The organism is Paraburkholderia tropica (assembly GCF_014171495.1).
In the GTDB taxonomy this organism is placed as follows: Bacteria; Pseudomonadota; Gammaproteobacteria; order Burkholderiales; family Burkholderiaceae; genus Paraburkholderia; species Paraburkholderia tropica.
In genome coordinates this window covers 1,165,368-1,177,655 of the sequence record NZ_CP049135.1, presented here as the reverse complement: position 1 = coordinate 1,177,655, position 12,288 = coordinate 1,165,368, and the positions used below count along the sequence as shown (strand labels likewise).

The following is a 12,288-nucleotide window of genomic DNA, read 5'->3' as shown; positions in this document are numbered from 1 at the left end:
CCTACGTCGCTATAGGATTTCCTTTCGGTTGACTTGCATGAATTGCAAAATTTTGTCGCATGTCGCGCGCCTGTTCACGGCAGGACGCGCGATGTGCCGCCGCACTGTCGCAGCGGCGCGATGCGCGACATGGGCGTTCGATCCGGACGCCCTGCAACGCTGAATCGCGAAGCGCACCGGAGACGCCATCCTGTTCGTGATCTTTTGCTTCGCGAAAGTGCTTGCAATGATCAGGATGACGAATGAACAAGATTTATCGCACGATCTGGAACGCCGCATCGGGACGCTGGATCGCCGTGCAGGAAAACGCGCGCGCACGCGGGGCGAAGGGTGGAAGCGGTGCGCGTTCGCGTAGCCGGCTCGCATGCGGCGCGCTTGCCGTGGCGGCGGCGTGGGGCGGCGGCGTTCGCGCGGGCACGGTGCTGGACACGGACGGCGCGACCGTCATAGCGGCGGACATCTGCACGGGTACGACGATCGGCGGCTCCGGCCTCAACTATCTGGCGATGGGCTGCAATGCCAGTGCGTCGGATACCGATTCGATCGCCATCGGCACGTCGTCGGTGGCGAACGGCGCCTCGGCGCTCGCGCTGGGCGATCACACCTACGCGATCGCGAACGGCGCGACAGCGCTCGGCGGCGGCGCGACGGCGAGCGGCGTGCAATCGGTCGCGCTGGGCGGCGACAAGGTGGACGCCCATCAAGACGCCGCCGCCAAGGCCACGGGCGAGCGCGCGGTGGCGGTGGGCGCGGCGACGCGGGCGATGGGCAACAACTCGGTCGCGCTCGGCAGCACCGTGACGGCCGCCGCCGACAACGCCGTGGCAATCGGCTCGGGCGCCGCGGTGAGCGGCGCGGGATCGGTCGCGCTGGGCGTGAAGGCGAGCGGCGTCGGCGCGAATGCGGCCGCGATCGGCGCCGGTTCGGCGGCGTCCGGCGACGCGTCCACGGCGATCGGCAATCTTGCCATGGCAAGCGGCAAGAATGCGTTCGCGCTGGGCTCATCCGCGAGCGCGTCGGCGGACAATGCGATCGCGATGGGCCTGAGTGCGAAAGGCACCGTGAGCGGCGCGATTGCGATTGGTCAGGCCGCCGCCGCGCAAGGCGCGAACAGCATCGCGCTGGGCTACAACGCCAACACCGGCGCCGCGTCGACGGCGGACGGCAATATGGCGATCGGCGCGAACGCAGGCATTGCGAACAAGGGCGCGGGCATCATCGTGATCGGCCGCAACGCGAAGCTCAGAAACGACGGCGGCACGCCGGCCATCACGGGCGATGGATCGATCGTGATCGGTGACGGCGCCAGCATCTTCGGCAGCAATAGCACCGCGCTCGGCGCGAATACGTATTCGCTGTACTCGGGCGCGACGCTCGTCGGCGCGGGCGCGCGCTCGACGGTGTTGGGCGGCGGCACCGCGCTCGGCCAGGGCGCGTCAGTCACGGCGGACAATGCCGTCGCGCTGGGCGCCAATTCGATCGCCGACCGGTCCAATGCGGTCTCGGTCGGCACCGCGACCGCGGCGCGGCAGATCGTCCACGTGGCGGCCGGCGCGGTGAGCGGTACGAGCACCGACGCGATCAACGGCTCGCAACTCAACACGACGAATACGCAGGTGACGGCGAACGCAAGCGCCATTACCGCGTTGCAGGACTTGACCGACAACGCCGTGATGTACGACTCGACGGCGCGTGACCTGGTGACGCTGGGCGGCGTGGGCTCGAACGTGAAATTGACCAACGTCGCGGCGGCCACGCTGACCGGCACGAGCACGGATGCGGTGAACGGTTCGCAGCTTTACTCCACGAACAGCAATGTGACGGCCATTTCGAACACGGTGAACAAGATCGTGAGCGGTGATGGCATCAAGTATTTCCACACCGGCTCGGCGCTGGCCGATTCGGTTGCGAACGGCACGAACTCGACGGCGATTGGTCCGGCGGCCGTCGCTTCGTATGCCGACGATATCGCGATTGGTGACGGCGCTGCGGCAAGCCGCCCGGCCATCACCCAGCAAAGCGGCAACATCGCACTGGGTGCGAGCGCATCGGCGCAAGGCTATCGTTCGATTGCGATCGGCTATGGCGCGCAAACGAATACCGGCTCGCTCTATGTGAACTCATCCGATATCGCAATCGGGCAGTCTGCTTTTGCTGAAGGTTATAACTCGGTCGCGCTCGGCAACAATGCGAATGTCGGTACGGCAGGCGACGACGGCAACAACGTCGCCGTAGGCTCGAATACGTACGCGAAGGCAACGGGCGCCGTGGCGTTCGGCGGATCGTCGACCGCGGCGGCTTCGAATGCCACGGCGATTGGCGCGGCCGCTTACGCAGGCGGAAGCGGCTCGACGGCATTGGGCGAAGCATCGACGGCGAGCGCGGCGAACGCGATCGCGATCGGTAACGGTGCGAATGCGTCGGTTTCCAACTCGCTGGCGCTGGGTAACGGCGCGACCACGGCGGCTGCTGTCGGCACGGCGAATGGCGTGATCGGTGGTCAGACGTTCACGTATGCCGGTGCAACGCCGACCGGCGTGGTGAGCGTGGGCGCGGCGGGTGCCGAGCGCCAGGTGACGAACGTCGCGGCCGGTCGTGTGACGGCAGCGAGCACGGACGCCGTGAACGGCTCGCAGCTCTACGCGACGAACACGCAGGTCACTACGAACACCGGCGCAATCAGCACGCTGCAAGCGCTCACCGCTGATGCAGTAATGTACGACTCGACGGCGCATGATTCGGTGACGCTCGGCGGCGCAGATTCGAGCACTCCGGTCGCACTGCACAACGTCGCGGCAGGCACGGTGAGCAATTCGAGCAACGATGCGGTGAACGGCTCGCAGCTTTTCAAGCTCGCGAGCAGCACGGCAAGCGGTCTGGGCGGCGGCTCGACGGTGAACAGCGACGGTTCGATCACGACGCCGACCTACAGCGTCGGCGGCGCGACGTTCCACAACGCAGGCGAAGCCTTCACGAATATCGACGGCCGCACGACCGCGAACACGGACGCGCTCAGCACGCTGCAAGGCCAAACCGCTGACGCGGTGATGTACGACTCGACGGCGCACGATTCGGTGACGCTCGGCGGCGCAGATTCGAGCACGCCGGTCGCACTGCACAACGTGGCGGCAGGCGCAGTGAGCGATGCGAGTAACGATGCGGTGAACGGCTCGCAGCTTTTCAAGCTCGCGAGCAGCACGGCAAGCGGTCTGGGCGGCGGCTCGACGGTGAACAGCGACGGTTCGATCACGACGCCGACCTACAGCGTCGGCGGCGCGACGTTCCACAACGCAGGCGAAGCCTTCACGAATATCGACGGCCGCACGACCGCGAACACGGACGCGCTCAGCACGCTGCAAGGCCAAACCGCTGACGCGGTGATGTACGACTCGTCGTCGCACGATTCGGTCACGCTCGGCGGCACGAGTGCGACCGCGCCGATCGCGCTCCATAACGTCGCGAATGGCGCAGTCGACGCATCGAGTTTCGACGCCATCAACGGCTCGCAACTCTTTGGCGTATCGAGCGCGCTCGTCAATGCACTCGGCGGCGGCGCAAGCGTGTCTGCCGACGGCTCGATCACGACGCCGACGTATCGAATCGGCAACACGACCTTCCACAACGTGGGCGGCGCGCTCACGAATCTCGACGGCCGCGTGACGGATCTCTCCGATGCGGTGAGCAGCGGCACCATCGGCCTCGTGCAGCAGGATGCCACCACGCACGCCATCACGGTCGGCAAGGACGTGCCCGGCATTTCGGTCGATTTCGCCGGCACGAACGGTGTGCGTCTGCTGACGGGCGTGGCGGCAGGCAATGTCGATGCGAGCAGCGTCGACGCAGTGAACGGCTCGCAACTCTTCGCCATCGGCAACGCCACGGCGAACGCGCTGGGCGGCGGTGCGACGATGAACGCGAACGGCACCATGAGCGGCCCGAACTACGCCATCGGCGGCAACACGTACAACAACGTGGGCGGCGCGCTGACCGATCTCGACGGCCGCGTTTCGCAGAACGCGCAGGACATCAGCGATATCAAGGGCGATGTGGCGAATGCGGTGGCCTACGACTCATCGGCGCACGACTCGGTCACGCTTGGCGACGGCAGCACACCGGTGAGTCTGCACAACGTCGCGGCCGGCACGGCGGACACCGACGCGGTCAATCTCGGCCAGATGAACGACGCGATCGCATCGGTCCAGCAGGCGGCGGATGCGGCGGTCAATCCGTTCGTCGCGGCGCAGGGCAATCGCGACACGGAAGGCGCGATTGCCAGCGGCACACACGCAACGGCCGCCGGTGCGAACGCCGTCGCGAGCGGCGCGAACGCCGTGGCGCTCGGCGCGAACACGCAGGCGACTGGCGCGAATTCGGTGGCGCTCGGCGCGGATTCGGTGGCCGATCGCGACAACGCGGTGTCGGTCGGCTCGGCGGGCAACGAGCGTCAGATCACCAACGTCGCGCCCGGCACGGCCGGCACCGACGCGGCCAACATGAACCAGCTCAACGCGATGGCCGCGCAGGGCCAGGGTTACGTCGATCAGCGCATCGCGGGCGTGCAGAACCAGATCAGCGACGTGCGTCGGGACGCATTCGGCGCGGCCGCGGCGGCGATGGCGGTCGCCGGTCTGCCGCAACCGACCGAGCCGGGCAGGACGATGGTGGCCGCCGCCGGTTCGCGCATCGGCGGACAGACCGGCATGGCGCTCGGCGTGTCCTACGTGACGCGCAACAACCGCTGGGTCGCAAAGGCGTCGGCGAGCTCGAGCAGCCAGGGCAACACGGGCGTGACACTCGGCGCCGGGTATCAGTGGTAAGTCTCGTACGGTAAAGCCCGATGGTCGACAAACCATCGGGCTTTTTTTATTGCGCTTTCAATGACGGAACGGCGTCCACACCGGTGCGGTGTTGTTCCAGGTGTCCAGCTCGGAAGGCGTAGTCGTATTCATGATCAGTCATCCTGATTAATGATGAAGTTCGCGATGCAGGTCGACGCGTCGCGTGTTATTCGCTCACGCGCGCCACGCGTTGCGCGTCGTTCGCGCGGCCTTCCTGAATCGCGAGACGTTCTGCCTGCGTGCGGCCCACGAGACTCTGATTCGGATAGCTCGTCTTGTTCAGCGCGGGCAACGTGCCGTCGCGATACGCGGCGACGATTTCGGCCTTCACTTCTTCACGCGTCTTGGGACCGTTGTTCACCGATTGCGCGAACACCGATGCGCTGGCGGCAAGCGAAACAACGAGCGTTGCGCCGAGGGCGGTTGCGAGAGTGCGTTTCATGATCTGCTCCTGTTTTAAGGGCGCCGCAAATCGATGAAAACAACAACCGGTGCGGCGACAGGTGCAAATGTAGGTGTCCGCGCGTCGGCGATAAACAGTCTGAAAACGAAAGGAATTGTCGAGATTCCGGAACAATCGGTCGCACGCGTAGGCAATGCAAACGCTCAAAAGCAAGACGGGCGGGCTTTCGAAGCCCGCCCGTCTGGGCGCGAATATGCACGGTATCGCGCAATATCGCGCCTGAGAATCCGCGAAAAATTACGCAGCCCACTCCGAAATGACCGGCGTTTCGAGGCTCGGCGCCGACTCGCGCTCTTCGAGCGTGCGCAGCGTGCAGGCCTTGTCGAGCGAGCCGCGGCCGCTCAGCAGCGGGCAGCGGTCGAACACTTCGGCGATCCAGTCGACGAACACGCGCACCTTCGGCGACAGATGGCGGCTATGCGGATACACCGCCGAAATCGGCATCGGCAGCGGTTTGAAATCGGGCAGCACTTCCACGAGCTGGCCCGATTTCAGCAGCGGCAGCACCATGTAGCGCGGCGCCTGAATCAGCCCGAAACCTTCCACGCCGCAGGTCACGTACGCATCGGCGTCGTTCACCGACACCATGCTCTTGAGCTTGACCTCGACTTCCTTGTTGTCGACGAGGAAGGCCCAGTCGATCACGCGCCCCGTGCGGCTCGAAAAATAATTCACGGCGCGATGCTCCTGCAGATCGTCGAGCGTTCGCGGCATGCCGTGGCTTTCGAGGTACGAGGGCGCCGCGCACGACACGCCTTCGAACAGCCCGATGCGCCGCGCGACCAGCGACGAATCCTGCAACGCGCCCACGCGCACCACGCAATCGACGCCTTCCTGTAGCAGATCGACGGGACGATCGCTCAGGCCGAGCTGCAGATCGATGTCCGGATAACGCGTGTGGAATTCGCACAGCGACGGAATCACGATCAGCCGCCCGATGGAGCCGGGCATGTCGATGCGCAATTTGCCGTGCGGCTTGCGATTGCGATCCTGGAACGTCTGTTCGGTTTCCTCGACATCGGCGAGGATGCGCACGCAGCGCTCGTAATACGCGGCGCCGTCCGGCGTGAGCGAAAGGCGGCGCGTGGTGCGATGCATGAGACGCACGCCGAGAAACGCTTCGAGATTCTGAATGATCGTCGTGACCGAGGCGCGCGGCATGTCGAGCGTTTCGGCTGCGCGCGTAAAGCTGTTCGTGTCGACGACGCGGGTGAACACCTGCATGGCCTGAAGGCGGTCCATTGCCATTCTCCGAAAGTCATCGGACGCACGCCGCGCGGTGTTCGAAATAAACACTCGCGCGTAAAGAGGAGACAGATTGTTCAGGTGCGCCGAATTGTGTTGCCGGATTATAGGCATTTATTTAGAAGTCTGCCGAACCCACAATTCGCTCCATTCGAATCTACTCTCGCGCATTGCGCCGTTTCGACATGGATGCCTTTAAACGTTCGACGCCGTGGATTTCAGCCGCCGCTCAAGTTGCTAACGCTGCTAACGCGTCGGCCGATGCACCTTATGCGCCCGACGCGGCCAACGAGCCCGCCCAGCCGGCGCGCGTCGCGCCTGCCTCGCCCGTTGCGGGCAAGGCGCGCGGCCGGACGACCGCGATCGACGTCAGCGAAGTGACGATCGAAGGCCACGTGAAGGACATCGTGCTGCGTCTGTATCGTCCGCAGGGCGCGAACAATCTGCCCGTTCTGCTGTATTTCCACGGCGGCGGATTCGTGCGCGGCACGCTCGACGACGCCGACGTGCAAAGCCGCTTTTTCGCAGAACGCTTACCCGCGCTGGTGGTGTCGGTCGATTATTCGCTCGCGCCCGAATTCCCGTTTCCGGCCGCGCCCGAAGACGCCCATCGCGCGGCGCTGTGGGTGCTCACGCGCGCCCGCGCATTCGGCGGCAGCACGAAGCGCGTGATCGCCGCCGGTCACGACGCGGGCGGCCAGATCGCCAACGTGCTCGCGTTTATCGGCCGCGATCGCGGCGACGTGAAGCTCGCGGCGCAGGCCTTGTTCGCGCCGATGCTCGACCCGAGCCTCACGCGTCTGGGCGACGAGCGCCGCCTCGGTTCCGACATCACCGCGAGCGAATGCGCGCAGTGCTATCGCGCTTATCTGCCCGACGCCACGCAGCGCATGCATCCGTACGCGGCGCCGCTCGAATCGTCGCGGCTCGGCGGTTTGCCGCCCACGCTGATCGTCACCGCGCAGAACGACGTGCTGCATATCGAGGCGGAAAAGTACGCGAGCCGCCTGATCGACTCCGGCGTGCGCACACATGTGGTGCGTTATCCGAGCGTTTCGCACGCGCAGATCGGCGCGCACGAGGAAGCGCTCGCGGAAGCCGTGCGCTTTTTCAAATGCTGCTTCGAGGCCGACGCGAATCGCGATGCAAGCCGCGATGCAAGCCGTGACTCGCCGCGTTCGCCGCGCAATCCATAAACAACAACCACACACCCATCTGGAGCCCGCCAAATGTCACTCTTTTCGCAATCCCCATCACGCATCGCGCTAGCGGTCGTGGCCGTGCTCGTCGTCGCGGGGCTCGGCACGCTCGGCGCGATGCGCTTCGACGCGCATCCGGCCGTGGCGGCCGAAGCGCCGCCCGCGCCGGAAGTCGATGTCGCCGCCGTCGCGCAGCGCACGATCACCGACTGGCAGTCTTACTCCGGCCGCCTGGCCGCGGTCGAAAAAGTCGATATCCGTCCGCAGGTATCCGGCACGATCGTTTCGGTGAACTTCCGTGACGGCGCGCTCGTGAAGAAGGGCGACACGCTGTTCGTGATCGATCCGCGTCCGTATCAGGCCGCCGTCGATCAGGCCGCCGCGCAACTCGCCGCCGCGCAGGCGCGCACCGGTTACGCGCAGAGCGACTGGGAGCGCGCGCAACGCCTGATCGGCGACAACGCCATCGCCAAACGCGATTACGACGAGAAGCAGAACGCCGCGCGCGAAGCCAGCGCGAACCTGAAGGCCGCGCAGGCCGGGCTCGAAGCCGCGCAGATCAATCTCGGCTACACGCGCATCGTCGCGCCGGTCGCGGGCCGCGTGTCGCGCGCGGAGATCACGGTCGGCAACGTGGTGAGCGCGGGCGCAAGCGCCGCGCCGCTCACGACGCTGGTGTCCGTGTCGCCGATCTACGCCGAATTCGACGCCGACGAACAGACCTATCTCGACTACATCAGCCGCATGAAGGATGGCTCGAAGGTGCCGGTCGAACTGGGTCTCGCGAACGAAACCGGCTACTCGCGCTCGGGCACGATCGAGTCCGTCGATAACCGGCTCGATACCTCGTCGGGCACGATTCGCGTGCGTGCGCGTTTCGACAACGCCGACGGCGCGCTGGTGCCGGGTCTCTACGCGCGCATCAAGGTGAGCGGCTCCGCGCCGCATCCGGCGCTGCTCGTGGACGAAGCCGCCATCGGCACCGACCAGGACAAGAAGTACGTCTACGTGGTCGACGGCGCGGGCAAGGTCGCCTATCGCACGGTGCAGATCGCCGGTCAGCAGGGCAATCTGCGCGTGATCGTCGATGGCCTGAAGGCGGGCGAGCATGTGGTGGTGAACGGCACGCAGCGCGTGCGTCCGGGCGAGGCGGTGCGCTCGCATATGGTGCCGATGAACGGCGACCCCGACGCCGACGCGGCTGCCGTCGCCACGCAACCGGCTGCGAAAGACAGCAAGGACGCGAAGACTTCCTGACGCGCAGCGTCTCGCACACGGCGCGCGTCGCCGTGTGTGTCAGCCTCGCAGTTAGTTAGTGATACGAATGAATTAAGAGCGACCCATGAACATATCGAAATTCTTCATCGACCGGCCGATCTTCGCGGGCGTACTGTCCGTGCTGATCCTGCTGGCCGGGGTGATCGCACTGTTCCAGTTGCCGATCTCCGAATATCCCGAGGTCGTGCCGCCTTCGGTCGTCGTGCACGCGCAGTATCCGGGCGCGAATCCGAAAGTGATCGCCGAAGCCGTGGCCGCACCGCTCGAAGAGCAGATCAACGGCGTCGAGAACATGCTGTACATGCAGTCGCAAGCGAATAGCGACGGCAATCTCACGCTCACGGTCACGTTCCGTCTCGGCACCGATCCGGACAAGGCCACGCAGCTCGTGCAGAACCGCGTGAATCAGGCGCTGCCGCGTCTGCCCGAAGACGTGCAGCGTCTGGGCATCACGACCATCAAGAGCTCGCCGACGCTCACGATGGTGGTGCACCTGATCTCGCCGAACAATCAGTACGACATGACGTACCTGCGCAACTACGCGCTGCTCAACGTCAAGGATCGCCTCTCGAACATTCAGGGCGTGGGCGAAGTGCAGCTATGGGGCGCGGGCGATTACGCCATGCGCGTCTGGCTCGATCCGCAGAAAGTGGCGCAGCGCAATCTCACCGCGCAGGACGTGGTCAACGCGATTCGCGAGCAGAACGTGCAGGTGGCGGCCGGCGTGATCGGCGCGTCGCCGAGCGTGCCCGGCACGCCGTTGCAGCTGAACGTGAACGCGCGCGGCCGTCTGCGCACGGAAAGCGAATTCGGCGACATCATCGTCAAGACCAATCCCGACGGCGGCGTGACGTATCTGCGCGACATCGCGCGTATCGAACTCGCGGCGTCGGAATACGGCCTGCGTTCGCTGCTCGACAACAAGCCCGCCGTCGCGCTCGCGATTAACCAGGCGCCGGGTGCGAATTCGCTCGCGATTTCCGAACAGGTGCGCGCGGCGATGAAGGATCTCAAGCAGGACATGCCCGCGGGCGTGGACTACAAGATCGTCTATGACCCGACGCAGTTCGTGCGTTCGAGTATCGAAGCCGTGATTCACACGCTGCTCGAAGCGATCGCGCTGGTCGTGATCGTGGTGATCGTGTTCCTGCAAACGTGGCGCGCGTCGATCATTCCGCTGATCGCCGTGCCGGTGTCGATCGTGGGGACGTTCTCGCTCCTGCTGGCGTTCGGTTTCTCGATCAACGCGCTGTCGCTGTTCGGGATGGTGCTCGCGATCGGCATCGTGGTGGACGATGCGATCGTGGTGGTGGAGAACGTCGAGCGCAACATCGCAAGTGGATTATCCGCGCGCGACGCCACCTATAAGGCGATGCAGGAAGTGAGCGGGCCGATTATCGCCATCGCGCTCACGCTGGTCGCGGTGTTTGTGCCGCTCGCGTTCATGAGCGGTCTCACGGGCCAGTTCTACAAGCAGTTCGCGATGACCATCGCCATTTCGACGGTGATCTCGGCGTTCAACTCGCTCACGCTGTCGCCTGCATTGTCGGCGCTGCTGCTGCGCGGCCACGATGCGAAGGAAGACTGGCTCACGCGCGGCATGAACCGTGTGCTCGGCGGCTTCTTCACGCGCTTCAACAAGGTGTTCCATCGCGGTTCGGAAAGCTATGGCCGCGGCGTGAACGGCGTGCTGCGCCGCAAGGGCGCGATGCTCGTGGTCTATGTGGTGCTGCTCGGCGCGACCGTGCTGATGAGCCGCGTCGTGCCGGGCGGCTTCGTGCCCGCGCAGGACAAGGAGTATCTGATCGCGTTCGCGCAACTGCCGAACGGCGCATCGCTCGACCGCACGGAAAGTGTGATCCGCGAGATGAGCGCGATCGCGCTCAAGCAGCCTGGCGTGGAAAGCGCGGTGGCGTTCCCGGGTCTCTCGGTGAACGGCTTCACGAACAGTTCGAGCGCGGGCATCGTGTTCGTCACGCTCAAGCCGTTCAAGGAGCGCAAGGGCAAGGCGCTGGCCGCGGGTGCGATCGCGGGTGCGCTGAACCAGCAGTACGCGAGCATCAAGGACTCGTTTATCGCCGTGTTCCCGCCGCCGCCGGTGCTCGGTCTCGGTACGCTCGGCGGCTTCAAGATGCAACTGGAAGATCACGGCGCGCTCGGTTACGAAGCGCTCAATCGCGCGACGCAGGACTTCGTGAAGCGCGCGGCGCAGACGCCCGAACTCGGCCCGACCTTCACGAACTATCAGATCAACGTGCCGCAACTGAACGTCGATCTGGACCGCACGAAGGCGAAGCAGCTCGGCGTGCCGGTGACGGACGTGTTCGACACGATGCAGATCTATCTGGGCTCGCTGTATGTGAACGACTTCAACCGCTTCGGACGCGTGTATCAGGTGCGTGTGCAAGCCGATGCGCCGTTCCGCCAGAAGGCCGACGACATCCTGCAACTGAAGACGCGCAACGCCGCGGGCGACATGGTGCCGCTCTCGTCGCTCGTCACGGTGTCGCCGACGTATGGTCCGGAAATGGTGGTGCGTTACAACGGCTATACCGCCGCCGACATCAACGGCGGACCGGCGCCCGGTTACTCGTCGGGGCAGGCGCAGGCGGCAGCCGAGCGCATCGCGGCCGAAGTGCTGCCGCGCGGCGTGAAGTTCGAATGGACCGACCTCACGTATCAGCAGGTGCTGGCCGGCAACGCGGGCATCTGGGTGTTCCCGATCAGCGTGCTGCTCGTGTTCCTCGTGCTGGCCGCGCTCTACGAGAGTTTGACGCTGCCGCTCGCGGTGATCCTGATCGTGCCGATGAGCGTGCTCTGCGCGCTGACCGGCGTGTGGCTCACGCAGGGCGACAACAACATCTTCACGCAGATCGGCTTGATGGTGCTGGTGGGGCTGGCGTCGAAGAACGCGATTCTGATCGTGGAATTCGCCCGCGAACTGGAGCATGACGGACACACGCCGCTGTCGGCGGCGATCGAAGCGAGCCGTCTGCGTCTGCGCCCGATTCTGATGACGTCGATCGCGTTCATCATGGGTGTGGTGCCGCTCGTGCTCTCCAGCGGCGCGGGTTCGGAAATGCGCCACGCGATGGGGATCGCGGTGTTCTTCGGCATGCTGGGCGTGACCGCATTCGGTCTGCTGCTCACGCCGGTGTTCTACGTGGTGCTGCGCACGCTCGCGGGCGGCAAGATTCACGTCGCGCAGAAGGACAATGTGCACGCGCCGAAGCATACGGTGGACGCGTAAAGAAGGATGATCAAG

The 12,288-nt window shown here is 65.4% G+C and carries 6 protein-coding genes; 4 read left to right on the top strand and 2 right to left on the bottom strand.

Annotated features, from left to right (window positions below; genetic code table 11):
• The first annotated feature begins 242 nt into the window (after nt 1-242).
• Nucleotides 243-4,817, top strand: a complete 4,575-nt coding sequence (locus tag G5S35_RS20050) for a YadA-like family protein (protein ID WP_183038903.1) — start codon at nt 243-245, stop codon at nt 4,815-4,817.
• A 187-nt stretch (nt 4,818-5,004) separates the two neighbouring features.
• Here the strand turns inward: G5S35_RS20050 and G5S35_RS20045 are convergent, their stop codons facing one another.
• Both G5S35_RS20045 and G5S35_RS20040 read right to left on the bottom strand, forming a co-directional pair.
• Nucleotides 5,005-5,280 (bottom strand): DUF4148 domain-containing protein, encoded by a 276-nt coding sequence (locus G5S35_RS20045; RefSeq protein ID WP_074981280.1) that lies wholly within the window; start codon nt 5,278-5,280, stop codon nt 5,005-5,007.
• Nucleotides 5,281-5,538: 258 nt separating this feature from the next.
• On the bottom strand, nt 5,539-6,543 hold the full coding sequence (locus G5S35_RS20040) for a LysR family transcriptional regulator (protein WP_065057648.1): 1,005 nt from the start codon (nt 6,541-6,543) through the stop codon (nt 5,539-5,541).
• A gap of 188 nt (nt 6,544-6,731) precedes the next feature.
• Here G5S35_RS20040 and G5S35_RS20035 point away from each other — a divergent pair, with 188 nt between their 5' ends.
• From G5S35_RS20035 to G5S35_RS20025, 3 genes are all read left to right on the top strand, one after another.
• The gene (locus G5S35_RS20035; RefSeq protein ID WP_080180821.1) at nt 6,732-7,742 is read left to right on the top strand and encodes an alpha/beta hydrolase; all 1,011 of its coding nucleotides are present in this window, start codon (nt 6,732-6,734) and stop codon (nt 7,740-7,742) included.
• A gap of 33 nt (nt 7,743-7,775) precedes the next feature.
• A complete protein-coding gene (locus G5S35_RS20030) occupies nt 7,776-9,002 on the top strand; it encodes an efflux RND transporter periplasmic adaptor subunit (RefSeq protein WP_183038902.1) in 1,227 nt (408 codons plus the stop codon).
• Nucleotides 9,003-9,087: 85 nt separating this feature from the next.
• Complete coding sequence (locus G5S35_RS20025) at nt 9,088-12,273, top strand: efflux RND transporter permease subunit (RefSeq protein WP_065057650.1); 3,186 nt, start codon at nt 9,088-9,090, stop codon at nt 12,271-12,273.
• Nucleotides 12,274-12,288 lie beyond the last annotated feature (15 nt).

Bases quoted from the DNA above. Each gene is read 5' to 3' on its own strand.
- G5S35_RS20050 (WP_183038903.1), top strand. From the start codon at position 243: ATGAACAAGATTTATCGCACGATCTGGAACGCCGCATCGGGACGCTGG.
- G5S35_RS20045 (WP_074981280.1), bottom strand. From the start codon at position 5,280: ATGAAACGCACTCTCGCAACCGCCCTCGGCGCAACGCTCGTTGTTTCG.
- G5S35_RS20040 (WP_065057648.1), bottom strand. From the start codon at position 6,543: ATGGACCGCCTTCAGGCCATGCAGGTGTTCACCCGCGTCGTCGACACG.
- G5S35_RS20035 (WP_080180821.1), top strand. From the start codon at position 6,732: ATGGATGCCTTTAAACGTTCGACGCCGTGGATTTCAGCCGCCGCTCAA.
- G5S35_RS20030 (WP_183038902.1), top strand. From the start codon at position 7,776: ATGTCACTCTTTTCGCAATCCCCATCACGCATCGCGCTAGCGGTCGTG.
- G5S35_RS20025 (WP_065057650.1), top strand. From the start codon at position 9,088: ATGAACATATCGAAATTCTTCATCGACCGGCCGATCTTCGCGGGCGTA.